This window comes from Stutzerimonas stutzeri SDM-LAC (assembly GCF_000235745.1).
Lineage (GTDB): Bacteria > Pseudomonadota > Gammaproteobacteria > Pseudomonadales > Pseudomonadaceae > Stutzerimonas > Stutzerimonas stutzeri_H.
The window spans coordinates 1-20,003 of the sequence record NZ_AGSX01000158.1; the positions used below are offsets into that span (position 1 = coordinate 1).

Sequence of the window (20,003 nt, forward strand, 5' to 3'; positions counted from 1 at the left end):
CCCGCAAGCGGGGCGAGGGGGCTGGCCGTGCGGGTTTGGGGTATTTGCATGACCACTCCGAGGTTAGCGTTGCCTTTGCCGGACCTTCGCCGGGCCTCGGCAGCCGGTTCTCACCCGGCCGTCACGCCGGACAGGCCCCCTCGCCCCTCTGGGGAGAGGGCTGGGGTGAGGGGGCGGAGCCCAGCGAACACCCGACACAACCCCTCACGCCGTCTGATTTCGCCACCAGCTCTGCGCGGCCAGGCTGTCCTGGAGCTTCTGTTCCTGCGCCGTCAGCAGTTGCTGCCATTGCTGCATCTTGGCCTCGATCACGTATTCGACCACCTTCTCGCTGCGCATGGCCTGCAGCAACTCCTGCTGAATGCGCACCAGCGCCTGCTCGGCCACCGCCAGTTCGCGGCGCTGCAGTTCGACCATCTTGTACAGCGTCGCCTTGTAGCGCTGCTGGTTGTCGCGCTGCAGCGGCGTACTCATCGGCACGCTGAAGCCGCACAGGCGGCTGAGGCCGGTGATGTTGTTGCGATAGCGCTGGCAAAGGTTCTGCTGATATTGAACCTGCCCGAGCATCTGCTTGACTCGGTTGCCGCGCAGACTGGCCAGGCGCGTAAGCGTTTCGATCTGCTGTTTCATGGTTGTTTGATGATGCTCTGCAGGATGGCAAGGCTGGTTTCCAGCTCCGCGGCCTCGCCCACTTCCTGGCGCAGAAAGCGCTCGATGGTGGGGGCCAGCTTCACCGCACGATCCGTTTTGAGGTCCGCGCCTGGGCTGTAGCCGCCCAGCGGGATCAGCTCCTTGATCTTCTCGTAGGTGCTGTAGAACTCCTTCAGTTGGCGCGCCGCCCCCAGATGCGGCGGCTGGCCGACCTGGCTCATGCAACGGCTGACCGAGGCGCAGACGTCGATGGCCGGGTAGTGCCCGGCATCGGCCAAGCGGCGTGACAGCACGATGTGCCCGTCAAGAATCGCCCGTGCGCAATCCACGATCGGGTCCTGCTGGTCATCGCCCTCGGCCAGCACCGTGTACAGCGCACTGAGGCTGCCGTTGTCGTTGGCGCCGTTGCCGGCGCTTTCGACCAGTTCCGGCAGCATGCCGAACACCGACGGCGGGTAGCCCTTGGTCGCCGGTGGCTCGCCAAGCGCCAGGGCGATTTCGCGCTGGGCCATGGCATAGCGGGTCAGCGAATCGACCAGCAACAACACGTCGTTGCCCTGGTCGCGGAAATAAGCGGCGATGCTGTGGCACAGCTCGGTGGCCTTGAGGCGCATCAATGGCGATTCATTGGCCGGCGCCACCACCACTACGGCCTTCTTCAAGCCCTCTTCGCCCAGCGAATGCAGCAGGAATTCCTGCACTTCGCGCCCACGCTCGCCGATCAGCCCGACCACCACCACATCGGCCTTGGTCTGCCGGGTGATCATGCCCAGCAATACGCTCTTGCCGACACCGGAGCCGGCAAACAGGCCGACGCGCTGGCCCTTGCCGAGGGTGAGCATGGCGTTGATCGCCCGCACACCGACATCCAGCGGTTCGCTGACCGGCTTGCGCTTGAGCGGGTTGACGGAGGGCAGCTCGGTGGGCAGCGGATCACGTCCGCTGAGCTTGCCCATTTCATCCAGCGGCTCGCCGAGGCCGTTGACCACGCGCCCGAGCCAAGATTCGTCGATGTGCAACTTGGCGTCATCCGGTGCCGGAAACACGCGCGAACCGGAGGTGAGCCCCACCGGCTTCTTGAACGGCATCAAATAGGTGATATCGCGGTTAAAGCCCACCACCTGCGCTTCGAGCATGCTGCCATCGCCCTGTTCGACGAAGCAGCGCTGGCCAGTCATGCGCTGGCAGCCGAGGCTTTCCAGCAACATGCCGGAGACGCGCACCAGCCGGCCGCTGACTTTCGCCAGCTGCACGGTATCCAGCGAGCGCAGCGCTTCGTCGAGCCGGAAGCTCTCGCGCAGGGACATCTCAGGCTTCCGCCCTGATGTGTTCGCCCAGCGTATCCATGCATGAATCCAGACGCTGCTGGCAGCCAATATCGGCTTCCGACTCGGCGGTGATCACGCGGCACTCGCCGAGCGCCAGCTTGTCGTCCGGCACCAGACGCCAGGCCCCGGCACGCTCGGGCGCCAGTTCCTTGATCCGGGTGCATTCCTCGGGATTGAGCAGGATGCGTACGTCCTCCTGGTCACCCGGCATGGCGGCCAACGCTTCTTCAGCCAACGAGAGCAGTTGCGTCGGATGCAGGGTGAGCTCGCAGCGGATAACCTGCTTGGAGACCTTCTGCACCAGCTCCAGCAGTTGTTCACGCCGCGCCTGCTCGAATTCCTGACGGAAGCGCTCGAAGCGCTCGACCAGCTCATCCATCGGCCGGGCCGCTTCCTCGAACGCACGACGGCCCTGGACGCGGCCTTCTTCTCGGCCAACGGCCTTGCCGTCTTCAACGCCGCGCTCGAATCCCTCGCGATGACCCGCCTCGCGGCCCTGCTCCAGACCCTGTTCGTAACCTTTGTCGATGCCTTCCTGGAAGCCATCGGCAACGGCACGCTGCAACGCTGCGGGGTCGCCGGCCACGCTGTCCGCCAGCTCTGCCGCGGTTCGGACCCGTGGCGGAAAACGAAACGGACGCCAGGACCGGCCTTCACCCTTGATGATCTTGATGCTCATCGGCGCTTACTCGACCGTCTGTTCGCGGAACAGCTGAACCTGCAGATCGCCGTCCGCGGACATCTCGCGGACCACCGCCATGATGTCCTTGCGCACCTGCTCGACACGCGACAAGGGCACCGGGCCCTGACGACGATTGATCGACTCCATCTGCTGCGCCTGGCGCTTGGGCATCGCGCCCTGAATGGCACGCACCAGCTCCGGCTCGGCGCCCTTGAGGGCTACCACCCACTCTTCCAGCGGAATCACTTCCAGCAGCGTCTGCAACACATCCTGGTTCTGCCGCGAGAGGATGAAGAAGTCATACATTTCATCCTCGATCTTGCCGACCAGCTCTTCGTTGTGGGCGCGCAACAGTTCGAACATCTGGTCACGGTTGCCCTTGAAGCGGTTCATGATGTCCGCCGCCTGTTTCACGCCGCGCACCTGCGAACCCTGGCTAGAGAGCACCTGCAGGCTGCGATCGATCAACTGTTCCAGCTCGGCGATGACGTCGCTGTTGACCTCGTTGAGGTTGGCGATGCGGTAGAGCAATTCGTCCTGACGCTCGGCCGGCATGCATTCGAGCACGTCGGTGGCCATGCCCGGCGGCAGGAAGGCGAGGAACACCGCCTGCATCTGCGCGTGTTCCTTGGTGATCAGGGCAGCGAACTGCTTTGGATCGAGCCACTCCATCTTCGCCATCTTGGCGCGGATCTCCTCGCCATAGATGGAGTCGAGCAGCGAACGGGTGATGTCGCCGCCCAGCGCCTTGCCGAGCATGCCCGACAGGTACGTACGGGACGCACCCTTAATGCTGCTCTGCTCCTTGTAGTCATCGAAGAAGCGGCTGATCACATCGGACACCATCGGCTGCTTGACGTTGGACAGACGCGCCATCGCCTGGCTGATGCTGATGATTTCCTCACGGGAAAAGTTGCGCAGGATGCCGGCCGAAATGTCATCGCCCATGCTCAGCATGAGGATGGCCGCCTGGTCCAGGGAGCTCACCGAGCGCAGCTGTACCGGACGCGCCTTGATTTCCTTGCTCGAGCCGGACGCCGGCTCAGCTGGCTGGGTTGAGTTCTCTTTCATTGCGGCCTATCCAATGCTTGATGACTTCCGAAACGCGTTCCGGGTCGTTCTTGGCGAGCATTTGCAGGTGCTCGATCTGCAGCTCCAGCCCCGATCCGGGCGCTGGCAGGCGAATTTCGGACAGCGGGTTCAACTCGCCGAATATGTGGATGCCATCGCCGCTCGCACGCGGGCTGGCCAGCGCTGCACGCGTCTCGGCCTCGATGGGCAGCACGCCCGGCATGGGCGCCAGGGCCCCTTCCAACGCAGCCGGATCGGTTTCAACCGGTGCGCTGCGCTGGGTCAGGCTGCGCACCGCAGGCCGAACCACGATCAGCAACAGCAGCAGGGCGATCAGACCGGCAAGGCCGAGTTTGGCCAAGGCATGCACCTGGCTGTTTTCCCACCAGGGCACTTGCTCGGAGGGCGTTTCCACGGCCGCGAACGGCAGCACGCTCAAGGTCAACAGATCACCGCGCGCCTGCTTGAAGCCTACGGCACTGCGCACCATGGCCTCGAGCTCGGCACGCGCTTCGTCGTTCCAACCGCCCTCGGGAGCGGCGCCTGCGTTCAGCACCACCGCAACACTTTGCTGACGCAAGGTGAAGCCGGCGTGTTTCACGTGAATCACGCTCTGGTCATAGTCCATCTGCCGCGTCGACTCCTCGCGCAGCGAAGTGGCCCCTTTGGTCTCACCCTTGGCCGCTGCGGGCGCTTCACCTTCTTTTGGCGGCGCCACGGGACGGTTGGCCAGCGAGCCGGGAATACCCAACGCCAGCTGATCCAGCGCGCTCTCGTTGCTCAGCACCTCGCGGCGCAGGCGCGGCGTCTCCCCGAACGACTGAAGGGTCTCTTCCTTCTGGCTGAAATCGATATCGGCGGCGACGCTGATGCGGTAGTTACCGCTGCCCAGCACCGGCGCCAGAACTTCTTCGATATTGGCCACGGCTTTCTGCTGGTAGTCCTCGACCGCGCCCCAGTTCTGCGCCGGTCCACCGCCAACGTTGAGGCCGCGCGACAGCAGTGCGCCGTACTGATCGACCACGCCGACGTCTTCAGGCTTGAGGTTGGGCACGCTGCCGGCCACCAGATTGACGATGGCGCCGACCTGATCGGCACCCAGCTTGTAGCCGGGCTCCAGCTGCAGCATCACCGACGCCTTGGTCGGGGCACGCTTGCTGACCACGAAGGAGCTGTTCTCTTCCTGTGCCAGGTGCACGCGGGCATGTTGCACGCCCTTGAGCGACATCACCGTACGCGCCAGCTCGCCTTCCAGGCTGCGTTTGAGGCGTACGTCCTGCACGAACTGGCTGGTGCCCAGTGGCTCTTCCTTGTCGAACAGCTCATAGCCGGCCGGCAGCGCGACCTTCACGCCCTTGGCGGCGAGCAGCATGCGCGCGCGGGACAGTTGATCCTCGCGCACCAGGATCTGCCCGCTTTGCGGGTGAATGCGGTATTGCACGACTTCAGCGTCCAGCACCTGCATGACCTCGGCGACCGGAAAGGCTTCGCCGGCACCGTGCAGCGGGCGGAACGAGCCGTTGTCGCGCCACAGGTAGAAGGCCACCGCGACTGCCAGCGCGGCAGCGATCACCGCCATGCCCGCGAGCGTGACCTTCGGGTCGAGCTGAAGGCCACCGGCAGGCAGCCTGCTTTTCAGTTTCTCAAGCACGTCTTAGCTCTCACGCCCGGTCAAAGCGGCATTCTCATGACGTCGTCAAACGCCGTGGTCAGTTTGTTGCGCACCTGCAGCAACGCGGAAAAGGACACGCTGGCCTTCTGGCTGTCGATCATCGCGCCGACCAGGTCGTCGCTCTTGCCACTGTCGACGGCAGCGGCGGCCGCGCTGGCCTGATGCTGTTGGACATCGACCGAACGCATCGCCGACATGAACAGACCACCCGCATCGGGCGCCGCCTCGGCCGCAGGTTTGATCGCCGGGCTTCCGGCGGCCTCCTGAAGCTGTTGCATCCGGCCCAGCAGATCCTGCTGTACCTGCATGATTGAACTCATCGCGGGTTCTCCCTAGGTGTCCGAAATCAGAAATTCAGCTCGATGCCCTGCTCACGCATGGCATTGAGGCGATAGCGCAAGGCGCGCGAGGTCATGCCGAGGCTGGCGGCGGCCTTGGTCTTGTGCCCGTCGAACTTGCGAATGGTGTCGATCACGTGTTGGTACTCGGCCCACTTGCCGCTGGCGCGAAGTGCGGCCTTGCCGGTTTCCGCGAACAGTGCCTGCGGTTTATCCATCCGGACGTCGACCTGTGCCGGCGCTGCGAGGCCCAGGTCCTGGGGCTGAATGAACAAGCCGTTGCGCAGCACCAGCGCACGCTGCACGGTGTTTTCCAGCTCGCGGGCGTTGCCCGGCCAGTCGTGCTGCAACAGCGCGCGGCAGGCCTCGGCGGTAAACAGCTCTTCACCCGCCTCCTGCGGTGCGTACTTGGCGACAAAGCGGCGCGCCAGCGGCAGCACGTCATCCTTGCGCTCGCGCAGTGGGCTGATGTGCAGCGGTAACACGTCGAGACGGAACATCAGATCGGAACGGAAGCGCCCTTCTGCCACTTCACGCTGCAGGTCGCGGTTGGTCGCCGCGATGATGCGCACGTTGAGCTCGATCTCCTTTCGTCCACCGAGACGCTCGACGCGCTGCTCCTGCAATACGCGTAGCAGCTTGGCCTGCAGACCCAGCGGCAGTTCGCCGATTTCATCGAGCAGCAGCGTGCCGCCATTGGCCAGTTCGAACTTGCCCGGCTGAGCGGCCACGGCCCCGGTGAACGCGCCTTTCTCATGCCCGAACAGGATCGATTCGAGCATCTGTTCCGGGATGGCTGCGCAGTTAACGGCAATAAAGGGTGCGTCCGCGCTGGCCGAAAAGCGGTGAATGTAGCGCGCCATCAGCTCCTTGCCGGTGCCGGTCTCGCCGGTGATCAAAATCGGCGCACGGGTCAGTGATACACGCTGGGCCATCGCCAACAACCGGCGGCCAGCCTGAGAGCAGGACACGAAACTTTCCTGAGCCGCATCGGCACATTCCTGGCGGCGCAACAGTGCGCTGAGCTGGCTCTCACTGAACGGAGACAGCAAGTAATCGACGCACCCAAGTTCAAGTAACGCGGCGGCTTTCTGCTGATCGGCATACTGCACAACCGGAATAACACTGATATGGCGGCCACGCCGCATTAGCGAATCAACTTGCGCGTACAACGCGTGCTCTTCAATTCCGCCTATAAAGAAGAACACCAACGCTGCATCTTTCAGCGCGGCATTATCCAGGTCATTCAGGCTGGAATACGAGAAGACCGCACAGCGCTCTTTCCGCAAACCTGCAGTGAGAAACTCACAACCCGCCTCAGCGGAATTGCCGACAATAAGAATTTTCTTGCGCACCGGCGCCGGAGCAAATAGCTCTTCGCATGAGTAGTTCATTGCATGACTGACACTTTTCAATGGGACCACCTTGGCGCTGATACGCCGCTCGAACACAACGCCGGATTTCGCTGATGAAAAAAATTATTTAAGTCTTTCGGAACTTCTGTCGCCCTGTCTGTCCAACTCGCCGAACGAGAAGAGTATCGACAGCTGTTCGCCCCGAAACAATTGCGCGCACGTTAGCAAGCCCGCCCGTAACCGCCCAATCAGTTCCGCTAAAATTAAATCAGCGCCTATCATGTGATCTCAAAAAAGATCATTTGATACCTATTGATTTAATCCTTCCCCGCGCCCAAGCCTAGACTGGCGGCACGCTAGAGCCGTGCCTGCGATCTCGGGTCATGCAAAACCGCCCTGGCCAAACAACCTTCTGCTTATACCGCGCTGCAGGCTTTGACCGACCGCGCAAGAACCAGGACATACCGTTCACACATGTCTGGCAATTCCAAAGTCCATCATGGCGTGCCCGCCCAAAGCCTGACTGTTTTGAAACCGCAGAAGCTTGGCCGGCACCACCACAAGATTCCGCAGTTCATAAAAGAAACCACCAATAAGAATCCGCGTTTGATTGGTGATTATTTTCTGCGTAACTATCGGATCAGCCTGGAACTGAGCAAAGTCGAGGTACAGGAACCTACGGGACAAACGCCCGACTGCATTTATCGCTCGCCAATGGGAAAAGTGGGTTTTTCCATTGATCGCGCCCTGCTGACCGAAGCACTCGAGTGTTATTACGGCGGCACTATTGTGCCCAGCCAGGAAACACCCCCAATCAGCACCTCCGAACAGCGGATGCGCAATCGGCTAGGGCTGGATCTGACGTATATCTTTGCGCGCTCGATATTGTCCGGCGACACGTTCGGCGAACTCGAGCGGTACGAAAATGATTATGAAGAGACCAGCTGGGAATACGTGGCCGAGTTTGAATACATCAGCCATCTGACCAATAGCCGTTCATCGATCTTCATTCATCTGGACACCGATCTGGTCGATGAACTGACCAGTCGCCTGGCCGGCCCGCTGCCGGCTCGGCTGAGTGGTAACCCGGTCGATCACATCCAGCATCTGCCGGTGCGCCTGGAATGTGTGGTCGCCTCGGTGCAGATGCCGCTGTCGCAGGTCCTTGGTCTGCAGCTCAACGACATTCTCATGGTGCGCCCGCTGGACCGCTACGAGGTGCGCATCAACCAGCAGAAGCTATTCCGGGGGACTGTCTTCGAAGAAGACGGCGCCTTGTTCCTCACTTCACTTGAAAGCGTGAAATCCCAATGACCGGTCAACTGTCCGACAACGAATTCGAGAACCTCATCAACGAGGGCGACCTGAGCCTCGACGGCACCGACGAGCCAACCGCTGCACCGGCCCCACAGCCCCAGGCGCCGCGTCAGGACCTGAGCTTCTTCGGCAAGATTCCGGTCAACGTCACGCTGGAAGTGGCGTCGGCCGAGATTTCGCTGAAAGAGCTGATGGAATGCGACACCAGCAGCGTCATCGTGCTCGACAAAGTGGCCGGCGAGCCGCTGGACGTAAAGGTCAATGGCACCCTGTTCGCCAAGGCCGAAGTGGTGGTGATGAATGGCAGCTACGGCCTGCGCATCGTCGAACTGTCCGGCGTTGGTCTGGATGCGCTGACGCAATGAAGCTGCACCGCGGGCTGTTGCTGCTGTGCCTGTTGCTGATCAGCCTGTTCCCGCTGGCGGCCCAGGCTGCCGGCGGCGAAATCACTCTGTTCAACCTGAACGATACCGAGAACGGCCAGGAATTCAGCATCAAGCTGCAGATCCTGATCATCATGACGCTGCTGGGCTTCCTGCCGGCGATGCTGATGATGATGACCTGCTTCACCCGCTTCATCATCGTCCTGGCCATCCTCCGTCAGGCCATCGGCCTGCAACAGAGCCCGCCGAACCAGGTGCTGATTGGCATTGCGCTGATCGTCACGCTGCTGGTGATGCGCCCGGTGTGGCAGGAGATTCATAGCGCCGCGTTCGAGCCGTTTCAGAACGACGAGATCAGCCTTGAGCAGGCGCTGGACGTTTCCAAAGCCAGCCTTTCTGGTTTCATGCTGGCGCAGACCAACAAAACCTCGCTGGAGACCATGGTGTCGCTGGCCGGCGAAGAAGTGCCCGAGAACCTCGACGACCTGGACTTCTCCCTGCTGCTGCCGGCGTTCGTGCTGAGCGAGCTGAAGACGGCGTTTCAGCTGGGCTTCATGATCTTCGTGCCGTTTCTGGTGATAGACCTGGTGGTCGCCAGCGTGCTGATGGCGATGGGCATGATGATGCTCTCGCCAATGATGATTTCGCTGCCGTTCAAGCTGATGGTGTTTGTGTTGGTGGATGGATGGGCGTTGTTGATGGGAACCCTGACCACCAGTATTCAACCGTTTTAGGTGATGGGGATGAATGCGTTTGCCATGCGGCGGGGCTTGGAGAGCGGGGAGGCGGTGCACGGTTGTGGGAGCGGCCTTGGCCGCGAAGCTGCTGGGCTTGGGCTCCCTAGCCCAGGGCCTATTGGCGAAGTCGGCCGACGCATTGGTTTCGCCCTGCTGGGCGAGTCCCTTTTGGCAGTTGCCCCAAAAGGAACCAAAAGGTCTTGCCCCTACATCCGGGTCTCGCTGCACTCGACTTCCCTCATTCCATCCACGCTCCGGTGGCCGGCGTACAAGGGCCATCCATGGCCCTTTACGCCTCTCGCGGCATCCATGCCGCTCGCTCCCCTCCGCGCGGATTCCATTCGGCCTTCTGAAAGGGGCGTTCGGCGTCGTCTGGTAGGTCGTGCGATGGAAAAGCAGAGAGCCGTTTCGAACCAAGGTGAATTGACCAGTAGCTGTGCGCGATTCGTAGGGTGGAAAACTGCGAAGCATTTTCCACCGCAATCGGCGCGGCGATTGATCTCGAACCTTGTGCAAGAAACTCGGTGGGTAAGCTTCGCGTTACCCATCCTACGATCGCCCGAAACTCGCACAACCGCTTCGCTGCACGGCCCATCAAATACCGCCGAGTTGTCCCTTTCACAAGGCCGAGCGCAGCAGCTCGTAGGATGGGTGCAACCCATCAACCATGGGCGATGGGCTCCGCCCATCCTACGTTCTGGGCGGTGTCTGGCAGCTTGCTCGCCAGCAAACAAGCGAAGCGCTTTTGTTTCGCTGTTTACGGCCTTTCAGACGACTCGGACTCGAGTCCCCTTCAGGAGGCCGAGCGTAGGTGCTGCGCAGGGGGACCCGAGGCATGGATGCCGAGCGAGGAGTGATGGGACATGGATGTCCCTTCGCGACGACCCCCGGAGCAGCACCGGAGGGAGGGGAGTTTTGCGAAGCAAAACCCGGATGCAGGGGTGGCCTTCTTTTTGGTTACTTTTTCTTGGCCACACAAGAAAAAGTGACTCGCCCAGCAGGGCGAAACCACTGCCTCAGCCAACCCGGCCAATGGCTGTAATCGCCCGGATCCAGAGCCCAACAGCTTCGCGGTCAAGACCGCTCCCACAAAAAGCGAAAACGCTCCCATGCTAACCCCCGACACCGCCGTCAACATCGTCTCCAACGCCATCCACGTCATCGTGCTGGTGGTCTGCGTGCTGGTGGTGCCGAGCCTGCTCGGTGGCCTGCTGATCAGCATTTTCCAGGCGGCCACCCAGATCAACGAACAGATGCTGAGCTTCCTCCCGCGCCTGCTGATCACCCTCGGCATGCTGGTGTTCGCCGGGCACTGGATCCTGCGCACCTTCAGCGACCTGTTCATCGAAACCTTCACCCAAGCCGGGCGGCTGGTCGGTTAGCCGTGGGCAACGAACCCATCATGCAGGCCGGTCAGTACCTGCAGTCGCTGCTGGGATACTGGTGGCCGTTCTGCCGAATCATGGCCGTGTTCAGCCTGGCGCCGATGTTCAGCCACAAATCGCTGAGCATCCGCGTGCGTGTGTTGCTGGCATTGGCGCTGACGGTCGTGCTCACCGCCGCCTTGCCGGCGACCGCGCCCATCGACCCGCTGTCGATGAAGGGCATCCTCACCGCGCTGGAGCAGATCGCCATGGGCCTGCTGCTGGGCGTGGCGCTGATGCTGGTGTTCACGGTGTTCACCCTGATCGGTGACATCGTCTCCACCCAGCTCGGCCTGTCGATGGCGGTGTTCAACGACCCCATGAACGGCGTGTCCTCGGCCTCGATCGTCTACCAGCTGTACTTCATCCTGCTGGCGCTGCTGTTCTTCGCCACGGACGGCCATCTGGTGATCGTCACCATCATCTACCAGAGCTTCATCTTCTGGCCCATCGGCAGCGGCATTCACTTCGACGGCCTGCAGACCATCGCGCTGTCGCTGAGCTGGGTGATTTCCGCGGCCCTGCTGATCGCCCTGCCCATCGTCTTCTGCATGACGCTGGTGCAGTTCTGCTTCGGCTTGCTCAACCGCATCTCGCCAGCGATGAACCTGTTCTCCCTGGGTTTCCCCATGGCGATCATCGCCGGGCTGACGCTGATCTACCTGACCCTGCCCAACCTCTCGGAAGCCTACCTGCACCTGACCCGCGAACTGCTGGGCAATATCGGCGAGATTCTGCGGAGCGGCCGTAATGTCTGAGAACAGCACCCAGGACAAAACAGAAGAGGCCTCCGAGCAGAAACTCAAGAAGAGTCGCGACGATGGCCAGGTCACCCGCTCCAAGGACGTCGCCACCACCGTCTCGTTGCTGGCGACGCTGCTGGTGTTGAAGTTCAGCTTCGGTTTCTTTTTCGATGGCCTGCAGCAGGCGTTCACCTACTCGTACATCAACTTCCATCACAGCGAGATGACGCTCGACGACCTGCAGCTGATCCTCACCCACAACCTGCTGGTGTTCATCAGTGTGCTGCTGCCGTTGCTGGTGACGCCCATCCTGGTGATCGCCTTCGCCCTGGTGCCGGGCGGCTGGGTGTTCGCTTCGAAGAACTTCGCACCCAAGTTCAGCAAGCTCAACCCGATTACCGGCCTGGGGCGGATGCTTGGCGCGCAGAACTGGACCGAGCTACTCAAGTCATTGCTGAAGATCGCCACCCTGCTCGGCGTCGCCGTCGGCCAGCTCTATTACGCCGCGCCCAAGCTGATCGCCCTGCAACGCAGCGACATCAGCAACGCCATCGGCAGCGCCTTTTCGCTGACCTTCGATCTAGCCATCGCGCTGCTGCTGGTGTTTCTGCTGTTCTCGCTGATCGATATCCCGCTGCAGCGCTTCTTCTTCCTGAAAAAAATGCGCATGACCAAGCAGGAGCGCAAGGAAGAACACAAGAACCAGGAAGGCCGCCCGGAAGTGAAGGCGCGGATCAAGCAGCTGCAGCGCCAGCTGGCTCAGCGGCAGATCAGCCGGGTGATCAAGGATGCCGACGTGGTGATCGTCAACCCGACGCACTACGCCGTGGCGCTCAAGTACGACCCGAAGAAGGCCGAAACCCCTTTCGTCATCGCACGCGGTGTCGATGAAACGGCGCTGTACATCCGCAAGCTGGCCCAGGCCAACAATCTGGAAGTGGTCGAGCTGCCGCCGCTGGCGCGCGCGATCTACTTCAGCACTCAGGTCAACCAGCAGATTCCGGCGCCGCTCTATACCGCGGTCGCGCACGTACTGACTTACATCCTCCAGCTCAAGGCCTGGAAACAGGGTCGCAGGGCCAAGCCCAGGCTGGCCAGCGACATTCATATTCCCGAAGAACTGTTCAACCGAGCACGATCATGAGCCTGATTCAGAAACTGACCCCGACCTTTAGCAGCGGTCGGATTGGGATCCCGCTGATCATCCTGTCGATTCTGGCGATGATCATCCTGCCGCTGCCACCGCAGCTGCTGGACGTGCTGTTCACCTTCAACATCGCCATGTCGATTCTGGTGCTGCTGGTCAGCGTGTCATCGAAAAGTCCGCTGGATTTCTCGCTGTTTCCAACGGTGATCCTAATCACCACGCTGATGCGCCTGACGCTCAACGTCGCGTCCACGCGGGTGGTGCTGCTTGAGGGTCATACCGGCACGGGCGCGGCGGGTAAGGTCATTGAAGCCTTCGGTGAGGTGGTCATCGGCGGCAACTTCATCGTCGGCCTGGTGGTGTTCATCATCCTGATGATCATCAACTTCATCGTCATCACCAAGGGCGGCGAGCGGATCTCGGAAGTGACTGCGCGCTTCACCCTGGACGCCCTGCCAGGCAAGCAGATGGCGATCGACGCCGACCTCAACGCCGGCCTCGTGACCCAGGAAGAAGCCAAGGCGCGCCGCCAGGAAGTGGCCAAGGAAGCCGATTTCTACGGCGCCATGGACGGTGCCTCGAAGTTCGTTCGCGGCGATGCCATCGCCGGCATCCTGATCCTGCTGATCAACCTCTTCGGCGGCTTCGCCATCGGCGTGTTCGTCCATGGCCTGGGCGCCGGCGAAGCCTTCAAGCAGTACGCCCTGCTGACCATCGGTGACGGCCTGGTGGCGCAGATTCCAGCGCTGCTGCTGTCCACCGCGGCAGCAATCATCGTCACCCGGATCAACGAATCCAGCGACATCACCAGCCAGGTCCAGCGCCAGCTGCTGGCCAACCCGGCCTCGCTGTACACCGTGGCCGGCATCCTCTTCGTGCTCGGTCTGGTGCCGGGCATGCCGCACCTGGCGTTCATCGGCTTTGCCGCGCTGATCGGTTTCATCGGCTGGCGTGTGTCGCTGCACGAGCCGCCGGCGGCCGGTGCTGATCTGAAGGACATCCAGGCCATCGGCCAGGCGATGGACAAGGAAAAGGCGCAGACACTGGCCTGGGAAGACATCCCGCTGGTGGAGCGTTTGTCGATTTCGCTGGGCTACAAGCTCGTCGGGCTGGTCAACGAAGCCTCAGGCGCGCCACTGCCGGCGCGGGTGCGAGGCGTTCGCCAGACGCTGTCCGAGCATCTGGGCTTCCTGCTGCCCGAAGTACAGATCCGCGACAGCCTGCGGCTCAAGGCTTCGCAATACGACATCTACATCAATGGCGAGAAGATCGACGGCGCCGAACTGCACGCCGACCGCCTGATGGCCATTCCGTCGCCGGAGCTGTACGGCGAGATTGACGGCATTCTCGGCACTGACCCCGCGTACCGCATGCAGGTGGTGTGGATTCAGCCGTCGGACAAGTCGCGGGCGCTGAACCTCGGCTATCAGGTCATCGACTGCGCCAGCGTGGTCGCCACGCACCTGAACAAGGTGGTGCGCGAGCACCTACCAGACCTGTTCAAGCACGATGACGTCGAGCACCTGATGCAGCGCCTCACCCTGCAGGCGCCAAAGCTGGCCGAAAGCCTGAAGAACGCCCTGAGCTACACCCAACAGATGCGCGTGTACCGTCAGCTGCTGTTGGAAGAAGTGCCGCTGCGCGACATCGAAACCATCGCCAGCACCCTGCTCGAATGCAGCGAAACCACCAAGGACCCGGTGCTGCTGGCGGCTGATGTACGTTATGCCCTACGCCGCAGCATCGTTTCGATGATTGCCGCTGATCGTCGCGAACTGGCGGTCTTCGTGCTGGAAAATGCGCTGGAAAATACGCTGCTCAATGCACTGGCCATTGCCCAGCAAGCCGGCCAGGTAAGCCTGGACAACATTCCGGTGGAGCCGAGTCTGCTCAACCAGCTGCAGAACAGCATGCCGGTGGTGAAGGAAAAGCTGCGCAAGGACGGCCACCCGCCGATCCTCACCGTGATGCCACAGCTGCGCCCGTTACTGGCACGCTACGCCCGAGTGTTCAGCCCCGGCTTGCACGTGCTGTCACAGAACGAGATTCCGGATCGGGTCGGGGTGAACATCCTCGGGACGCTGGGTTAAACGCTGATCTGGGGGACATTGGTCGGGGAGGGTTCGCAGGACCTTATCGTTCTCCAGGTCGCACGCAGCGCGTGCTCCTACAGAATTCCTGCCGCACCGATTGGCCAGCGGATTGGCGCCTACCGCTGCGGGCCCGCACCGACTCCTGTGAGAGCGACCTTGGTCGCGAAGAGGTCTGCGGGCTTCTCATCGCGCCCGGTCGCACGCAGCGCGTACTCCTACAGGATTCCTGTCGCACCGATTGGCCAGCGGGTTGGCGCCTATCGCTGCGGGCCCGCACCGACTTCTGTGGGAGCGACCTTGGTCGCGAAGCGGTCTGCGGGCTTCTCATCGCGCCCGGTCGCACGCCGAGCGTGCTTCTACAGACGCTGTCATCGGCTAGAGGTTTTCTGCCAGGAACACCAGGCTGCGGCCATGGGCCAGTGCCGCGGCGTTCTGGTTGTAGGCTGGCCGCGCCCAGCAGTTGAAGCCGTGGTCAACGCCCGGGTAAGTCTCGATCTGGGCCTGACCGACCTGGGCCATCTTTTCCTGCACGGCGGCTACCGCGTCGGAATCAATGTGGTCATCTTCTTCGGCGAAGTGAAACAGCGTCGGACATTTGATCTTCTCCGCCTGGTCCAGACGCTTCTCGATGCTGCCGGGGTAGTAGCAGATCGCAGCATCGACGCCCGAGTTGGCCGCCAGCAGATAAGACAGCACACCGCCCATGCAGTAGCCCACCGAGGCTACGCGCCCATTGCAGTCGTCGCGCTCACGTAGCAGCTCGGCGCTGCGGCGTAGATCATCGATGGCGAGGTCGAAATCCAGCGCCTTCATCAGCGCAAAGGCACGCTCCCAGTCGTCGCCGTCATAGCCAAGCTGGACGCCCGGCTCGCTGCGCCAGAACAGGTCGGGAGCCAGCACGACATAGCCATCGGACGCGTACTGATCGGCGACCGACTGGATATGCTCGTTCACACCGAAGATTTCCTGAATCAGCACGATGCCAGGGCCGTGGCCGGCCGGCGGCAGCGCCAGGTAGCCCTTGAAGGTCTTGCCGTCTTGCGCGGGAATGTCGATCCACTGTGAAGTCATGCCTGTCTCCGTCGGGTTGCGGTTTGCCGGACCGGTTCAGGCGCACCGAAGAGCGCCGGTCGAACAGGTGCGACAGGGACAGAGACGCCGAGTTCGCATTGACTCAGCCTTCATGGCTCGGAAACGCCACACTCGCCGGACACTTCAGCACCAAGCCAACATGATGGCCACGGTGCTGCTGTTCTTCGGCGCCCAGCCCGCAATCATCAGCGCGGTTGCGGTCTTTGCAACCTACCGGCGATCTTTCTCACCGGCACCGCAGCGGCAGCCCGCTTCGTCCTGGCCTGCTCATGGGCGACCTCTCGAATTGGTGTGCGACACGCGCGCCGCTGTAGCACTTCGCAGACTTAAGCTCCGGCTGGTATGCCAGCCGCAACGCCGCAGTTCAGGCTGCGGTCAACCGTGCCAGTGGAACCAGGCTGATCCTCAATGGCGATCTGATTCATGCATGGCAGCAGCAAGCCCGGCCAGATCGGGCGCTGATCGGCGTCGCGCTGAACCTCACCGCAGAAAGCGGTGAGGCGCTGTGGTTTTTCGCGGTGTGTCTGGCGCCCGGCTCGCCGCTGACAATCACGCTGCCGCCAACGGGGGTGAATCGCTAGCTGCGCCGTTTGGGCATCAGCTCGCCGATCAGTCGGGTGTAATCCTCGCTCGGTCGATCCAGGGCGAAGCCCATTTCGAAACTGTCGCGGCGGGAATCCTTACGCACCCACTGGCAGAGCACCACGACCTGCACTTCGCGAGCCCGCTCGCCTACTGTCGGCACGTGCAGGCACATTTCATAGCAGCCGTTCACGCCCAATGGCTGCTTGGCGACGAGGCGTAGCCCGCCCATCGACAGGTCCGCCACGTACCCCATAGGGTCGCCACTGAGGCGATTGGTGACCTGGATACGACTGAGATGGCGAAAGGTGAGGCGGCTGTGTTGGCGCATGACGAGACTCTGGCAGTCCTTTGTTCCGCTGCGCATCGGTCGGAAGCGTGCTCCCGGTATGACGGCGGCGGCGTACTACAGGCTGCAAGCGACCGAAACACAACGGAACTTAAGGGGCAATCCGAATATTTTTCAGCGGAGTGGGGCGATGCCCCGCTCCGAAACGATTAGCGCTCGGGGCGATCCTGCTTGCCGCGCTTCAACGCCTCGTCCTCGCTGACATCGTCGGCCATGCCAGGCGGGACGTTGTAAGCGCCGCCCGGCACATCGTCACGATCGCCGCCGGCAGCTTCGCCATTGGTGGTTCTAGTCGCCTGGTCAATGCGCTCATGGTTTCGATCGTTGATCGTTTCCAGGTTTTCCTTGCCGCGTTCGGATTGGTTCATGGGACCTCCGGCTGGTTGCTCATTCGGACACCGCTCGGCATCTCTACAGGTTAGGAAGACGCGCGATCGCAGAAGTTGCATGCCCATCTGCCGAGATGACTGGCCATTCGGCAGGCGCGCTGAACTTATACGGGGCACCAGCGGCCAAAAAATCATCTGGGGGATTCCCCACTGCCGCCGTGTGAATCTATGCAACTGACTCGAAGCCTGCCCGTCGACACCACGCTTGTGACCTGTGAGGCAGCAGCGCCTTCCAGGGCGCTTTACTTCGCCCTGCTCGACGCTCCCGATGACATAGCCGTGCGCAATCGCGCCGCTGACTACCTCAATGCACAGCTGAACGCTGCATCAGCGCTGCCCTGCGACCTGCCGTCAGATCCGTCCGGGCTCGGCGATTGGCTGGAGGCGCACACTGCAAAGGTCGGCGGGCAATATCAGGCCTACCTAGACGAACGCCGCGCCGGCGGGCCACGCCGCTACTTCGCCAGCAAGGCCCACGCACTGCACTTTCTGCGCGGCGTGGCACCGACCAAGCTGGTCGACGGCGCCTGGCTCTACGGGTTGCTACAGCGCTGGGACGACGCGCGCTTTACCGCCCTGATCCAGACCTATCTGGAAGAGCTGGGCGAAGGCCAACCGGAAAAAAACCACGTGGTGCTCTATCGCAAGCTGCTCGCCAGCCAGGGCTGCGACGACTGGCAGAATCTGGACGACGAAAATTTCGTCCAGGGGGCCATCCAGCTGGCACTGGCCGAGCACGCCGAGCAGTTCCTGCCCGAGGTGATCGGTTTCAATCTCGGCTATGAACAGCTTCCGCTGCACCTCTTGATCAGCGCCTACGAGCTCACCGAACTGGGCATCGATCCGTACTATTTCACCTTGCATGTGACGGTCGATAACGCCGACAACGGTCACGCGAAAAAGGCCATTCAGGGCTTGCTCGCGGCTTGGCCCCAGGTGGGCGACAGCAAAGCGTTCTATCGCCGGGTCATGAACGGCTATCGCCTCAATGAGCTGGGTGCCAGCACGCTGTCGGTGATCGCCGGCTTCGATCCCGAACAGGAAGTCCTGCGCGTGCTGGAACGCAAGGCCGGCGTCGGCCAGTTCGTGCATTCGGACTACTGCCGCTTCGACGGCCGCACCGTTAACCAGTGGCTGGCCGAGCCGGCGCTGATTCCACAATTCATCGAGACACTGCAGCGCCGCAGCTGGATCAAGCGTCACGAAGATCCGCAAAACAGTCGGTTCTGGCAGCTGATCACCGGCGAACAGGCACCGATGTTCGGCGTATTCAGCGCTCACGAGCAGCAATTGATTCACGATTGGATCGCTGGCGATTGGCTGGCCGAACAGGCCCCAATCCGCGGCAAGCCGCATCCCGCGTTGGCGCAGCGCCAGGGCCAGTTCAGCGGTCGTCGGCGAGCGGCAAGCGAGCGCTCCAGACCCGCTCTGGTGCACAACCCGGAACAGGCCATCAGTGATTTCGATCAGGAAGCCCAGCTGCTCGAACAACAACTGGCGCAGCTACCAACACGCGAGGCGCGCATGCACCATCTTCTGCCGCTGCTGGCGCCGACCCGTCATCACAGCGCGGCGGGGCTTCTGGCCACCCGGATCTTTACCGGACTGTTCAACTGAGGCGAATTCGCCAGGGAACCTGACATGACCACGGAAAATGCCCAGGACCGTGCACTGCTGCACCTGGCTCAGGCACTGCGCGAGCGCGGTTATCACTTCATCACCCCAACGCCCCTGACCCATGAACGGGTCAATGCGCGGGTGGAAAACCAAATGGCGAAGGATCTAGAGGGCGTGTTCGGCTGGAGCCGACCCTTCCAGCATGAGCTGCTGCCGCCAGCAATTTTCAGCCTGATGGATCAAGCCGGAGTGCTGGCACCTTGCGATACCCGCTGGCGTAGCCGGGTGCGGCTGTCGTCACTCGACGGACAGCTGTTCGTGCACTCGGCCTACCCCACCGATGCACCGGATGCGGTGTTCTTCGGCCCGGACACCTACCGTTTCGCCCATGCCATCCAAGCGCACCTGAACAATCATCCAGGCCATATCGGCCGCGTCGTGGATGTTGGCTGCGGCTCCGGCGCTGGCGCCATCCTCACCGCGCTGGCGCGGCCACAGGCTGAGGTACTGGCCGTGGATATCAACCCGTCAGCGCTGCGCCTGACGCGTATCAACGCAGCCTTGGCGGGCGCTGACAACCTGGTGGCCCGGCACAGCGATCTGCTCAACGGTGTCGAGGGCGAATTCGATTTGATCCTGGCCAACCCACCCTATCTGGTCGATCCGGGCGAGCGCGCCTATCGCCACGGCGGCGGTCCGCTGGGTGCCGGGTTGTCACTGGCAATCCTCGAAAGCGCGCTGGAACGCCTCGCTCCAGGCGGCACACTGCTGCTCTACACCGGGGTAGCGATGGTCGGCAATCAGGACCCTTTCCTCCGCGAGGTCAACCAGCGTCTGGAGGGCCGCGGCCTGCAATGGACCTACCGCGAAGTCGACCCGGATGTGTTCGGCGAAGAGCTGCTGGAGGGCGCGTATACCGAATGTGATCGCATCGCAGCAGCGGTGTTGGAAGTGACCCGGCTGGCAAATTGAAGCGCCGTGCGGCGCGATACCAGACACGGCGTGGAAAACGCTTTGCGGTTTTCCACGCTAC

Annotated in this window: 19 protein-coding genes and 1 pseudogene; 10 read left to right on the forward strand and 10 right to left on the reverse strand. The window is 62.2% G+C overall.

Annotated elements, in window-relative coordinates; translation table 11 throughout:
* Positions 1 to 204: 204 nt before the first annotated feature.
* From PSTU_RS0115835 to PSTU_RS0115865, 7 genes are read right to left on the reverse strand one after another with little or no spacing between them, the layout of a single operon-like run.
* Complete coding sequence (locus PSTU_RS0115835; protein WP_019341998.1) at positions 205 to 630, reverse strand: flagellar FliJ family protein; 426 nt, start codon at positions 628 to 630, stop codon at positions 205 to 207.
* A complete protein-coding gene (fliI, locus tag PSTU_RS0115840) occupies positions 627 to 1,958 on the reverse strand; it encodes a flagellar protein export ATPase FliI (protein WP_019341999.1) in 1,332 nt (443 codons plus the stop codon). The genes PSTU_RS0115835 and fliI overlap by 4 nt, the downstream gene beginning before the upstream one ends.
* Before the next feature lies 1 nt (position 1,959).
* The gene (fliH, locus tag PSTU_RS0115845; protein ID WP_019342000.1) at positions 1,960 to 2,658 is read right to left on the reverse strand and encodes a flagellar assembly protein FliH; all 699 of its coding nucleotides are present in this window, start codon (positions 2,656 to 2,658) and stop codon (positions 1,960 to 1,962) included.
* A gap of 6 nt (positions 2,659 to 2,664) precedes the next feature.
* On the reverse strand, positions 2,665 to 3,732 hold the full coding sequence (locus PSTU_RS0115850; protein ID WP_019342001.1) for a FliG C-terminal domain-containing protein: 1,068 nt from the start codon (positions 3,730 to 3,732) through the stop codon (positions 2,665 to 2,667).
* Positions 3,704 to 5,383 carry a flagellar basal-body MS-ring/collar protein FliF gene (gene fliF / locus PSTU_RS0115855; protein WP_019342002.1) on the reverse strand — a complete coding sequence of 560 codons (1,680 nt, stop codon included), beginning with the start codon at positions 5,381 to 5,383 and terminating at the stop codon, positions 3,704 to 3,706. Before fliF ends, PSTU_RS0115850 begins: the two co-directional genes overlap by 29 nt.
* Before the next feature lie 20 nt (positions 5,384 to 5,403).
* Entirely contained in the window at positions 5,404 to 5,724 is a 321-nt protein-coding gene (locus tag PSTU_RS0115860; protein ID WP_019342003.1) for a flagellar hook-basal body complex protein FliE, read from the reverse strand.
* 26 nt (positions 5,725 to 5,750) lie between these two features.
* The gene (locus tag PSTU_RS0115865) at positions 5,751 to 7,136 is read right to left on the reverse strand and encodes a sigma-54 dependent transcriptional regulator (RefSeq protein WP_036993341.1); all 1,386 of its coding nucleotides are present in this window, start codon (positions 7,134 to 7,136) and stop codon (positions 5,751 to 5,753) included.
* Positions 7,137 to 7,571: 435 nt separating this feature from the next.
* Here PSTU_RS0115865 and PSTU_RS0115875 point away from each other — a divergent pair, with 435 nt between their 5' ends.
* The 7 genes from PSTU_RS0115875 (at position 7,572) to flhA (ending at position 14,938) form a co-directional block, all read left to right on the forward strand.
* Positions 7,572 to 8,411 carry a FliM/FliN family flagellar motor C-terminal domain-containing protein gene (locus tag PSTU_RS0115875; RefSeq protein WP_019342006.1) on the forward strand — a complete coding sequence of 280 codons (840 nt, stop codon included), beginning with the start codon at positions 7,572 to 7,574 and terminating at the stop codon, positions 8,409 to 8,411.
* A complete protein-coding gene (gene fliN, locus PSTU_RS0115880; protein ID WP_019342007.1) occupies positions 8,408 to 8,779 on the forward strand; it encodes a flagellar motor switch protein FliN in 372 nt (123 codons plus the stop codon). Before PSTU_RS0115875 ends, fliN begins: the two co-directional genes overlap by 4 nt.
* The gene (gene fliP, locus PSTU_RS0115885; RefSeq protein ID WP_019342008.1) at positions 8,776 to 9,531 is read left to right on the forward strand and encodes a flagellar type III secretion system pore protein FliP; all 756 of its coding nucleotides are present in this window, start codon (positions 8,776 to 8,778) and stop codon (positions 9,529 to 9,531) included. The genes fliN and fliP overlap by 4 nt, the downstream gene beginning before the upstream one ends.
* Positions 9,532 to 10,643: 1,112 nt before the next feature.
* Positions 10,644 to 10,916, forward strand: coding sequence for a flagellar biosynthetic protein FliQ (locus PSTU_RS0115890; protein WP_019342009.1), 273 nt, complete (start codon positions 10,644 to 10,646; stop codon positions 10,914 to 10,916).
* 20 nt (positions 10,917 to 10,936) lie between these two features.
* A complete protein-coding gene (gene fliR, locus PSTU_RS0115895; RefSeq protein ID WP_019342010.1) occupies positions 10,937 to 11,716 on the forward strand; it encodes a flagellar biosynthetic protein FliR in 780 nt (259 codons plus the stop codon).
* Positions 11,709 to 12,845: a flagellar biosynthesis protein FlhB gene (gene flhB / locus PSTU_RS0115900; RefSeq protein ID WP_019342011.1), complete on the forward strand. Its 1,137-nt coding sequence runs from the start codon at positions 11,709 to 11,711 to the stop codon at positions 12,843 to 12,845. The genes fliR and flhB overlap by 8 nt, the downstream gene beginning before the upstream one ends.
* Positions 12,842 to 14,938 (forward strand): flagellar biosynthesis protein FlhA, encoded by a 2,097-nt coding sequence (flhA, locus tag PSTU_RS0115905; protein WP_019342012.1) that lies wholly within the window; start codon positions 12,842 to 12,844, stop codon positions 14,936 to 14,938. Before flhB ends, flhA begins: the two co-directional genes overlap by 4 nt.
* 378 nt (positions 14,939 to 15,316) lie before the next feature.
* Here flhA and PSTU_RS0115910 read toward each other — a convergent pair whose 3' ends face one another.
* Positions 15,317 to 16,012, reverse strand: a complete 696-nt coding sequence (locus PSTU_RS0115910; protein WP_019342013.1) for a dienelactone hydrolase family protein — start codon at positions 16,010 to 16,012, stop codon at positions 15,317 to 15,319.
* Between the two features lie 338 nt (positions 16,013 to 16,350).
* Between PSTU_RS0115910 and PSTU_RS22105 the strand changes: the two are divergent.
* Positions 16,351 to 16,455 (forward strand): annotated as a pseudogene (locus tag PSTU_RS22105) (DUF1615 family protein); the annotation flags it as partial.
* A 155-nt stretch (positions 16,456 to 16,610) separates the two neighbouring features.
* Here PSTU_RS22105 and PSTU_RS0115915 read toward each other — a convergent pair.
* Together PSTU_RS0115915 and PSTU_RS0115920 are read right to left on the reverse strand one after the other, a co-directional pair.
* Positions 16,611 to 16,946 (reverse strand): PilZ domain-containing protein, encoded by a 336-nt coding sequence (locus PSTU_RS0115915; RefSeq protein ID WP_019342014.1) that lies wholly within the window; start codon positions 16,944 to 16,946, stop codon positions 16,611 to 16,613.
* Positions 16,947 to 17,113: 167 nt separating this feature from the next.
* Entirely contained in the window at positions 17,114 to 17,332 is a 219-nt protein-coding gene (locus tag PSTU_RS0115920; protein WP_019342015.1) for a hypothetical protein, read from the reverse strand.
* 189 nt (positions 17,333 to 17,521) lie between these two features.
* Here PSTU_RS0115920 and PSTU_RS0115925 point away from each other — a divergent pair, with 189 nt between their 5' ends.
* Together PSTU_RS0115925 and PSTU_RS0115930 are read left to right on the forward strand one after the other, a co-directional pair.
* A complete protein-coding gene (locus PSTU_RS0115925) occupies positions 17,522 to 18,970 on the forward strand; it encodes an iron-containing redox enzyme family protein (RefSeq protein ID WP_019342016.1) in 1,449 nt (482 codons plus the stop codon).
* A gap of 24 nt (positions 18,971 to 18,994) precedes the next feature.
* The gene (locus PSTU_RS0115930; protein WP_019342017.1) at positions 18,995 to 19,942 is read left to right on the forward strand and encodes a methyltransferase; all 948 of its coding nucleotides are present in this window, start codon (positions 18,995 to 18,997) and stop codon (positions 19,940 to 19,942) included.
* The last annotated feature ends 61 nt before the right edge of the window (positions 19,943 to 20,003 follow it).

Coding starts and splice junctions, on each gene's coding strand:
- fliI (WP_019341999.1), bottom strand. CDS start 1,958: ATGTCCCTGCGCGAGAGCTTCCGGCTCGACGAAGCGCTGCGCTCGCTG.
- PSTU_RS0115915 (WP_019342014.1), bottom strand. CDS start 16,946: ATGCGCCAACACAGCCGCCTCACCTTTCGCCATCTCAGTCGTATCCAG.
- PSTU_RS0115865 (WP_036993341.1), bottom strand. CDS start 7,136: ATGAACTACTCATGCGAAGAGCTATTTGCTCCGGCGCCGGTGCGCAAG.
- PSTU_RS0115850 (WP_019342001.1), bottom strand. CDS start 3,732: ATGAAAGAGAACTCAACCCAGCCAGCTGAGCCGGCGTCCGGCTCGAGC.
- PSTU_RS0115910 (WP_019342013.1), bottom strand. CDS start 16,012: ATGACTTCACAGTGGATCGACATTCCCGCGCAAGACGGCAAGACCTTC.
- fliN (WP_019342007.1), top strand. CDS start 8,408: ATGACCGGTCAACTGTCCGACAACGAATTCGAGAACCTCATCAACGAG.
- flhA (WP_019342012.1), top strand. CDS start 12,842: ATGAGCCTGATTCAGAAACTGACCCCGACCTTTAGCAGCGGTCGGATT.
- PSTU_RS0115925 (WP_019342016.1), top strand. CDS start 17,522: ATGCAACTGACTCGAAGCCTGCCCGTCGACACCACGCTTGTGACCTGT.
- PSTU_RS0115920 (WP_019342015.1), bottom strand. CDS start 17,332: ATGAACCAATCCGAACGCGGCAAGGAAAACCTGGAAACGATCAACGAT.
- PSTU_RS0115875 (WP_019342006.1), top strand. CDS start 7,572: ATGTCTGGCAATTCCAAAGTCCATCATGGCGTGCCCGCCCAAAGCCTG.
- fliP (WP_019342008.1), top strand. CDS start 8,776: ATGAAGCTGCACCGCGGGCTGTTGCTGCTGTGCCTGTTGCTGATCAGC.
- flhB (WP_019342011.1), top strand. CDS start 11,709: ATGTCTGAGAACAGCACCCAGGACAAAACAGAAGAGGCCTCCGAGCAG.
- PSTU_RS0115835 (WP_019341998.1), bottom strand. CDS start 630: ATGAAACAGCAGATCGAAACGCTTACGCGCCTGGCCAGTCTGCGCGGC.
- PSTU_RS0115890 (WP_019342009.1), top strand. CDS start 10,644: ATGCTAACCCCCGACACCGCCGTCAACATCGTCTCCAACGCCATCCAC.
- fliR (WP_019342010.1), top strand. CDS start 10,937: ATGCAGGCCGGTCAGTACCTGCAGTCGCTGCTGGGATACTGGTGGCCG.
- fliH (WP_019342000.1), bottom strand. CDS start 2,658: ATGAGCATCAAGATCATCAAGGGTGAAGGCCGGTCCTGGCGTCCGTTT.
- PSTU_RS0115930 (WP_019342017.1), top strand. CDS start 18,995: ATGACCACGGAAAATGCCCAGGACCGTGCACTGCTGCACCTGGCTCAG.
- PSTU_RS0115860 (WP_019342003.1), bottom strand. CDS start 5,724: ATGAGTTCAATCATGCAGGTACAGCAGGATCTGCTGGGCCGGATGCAA.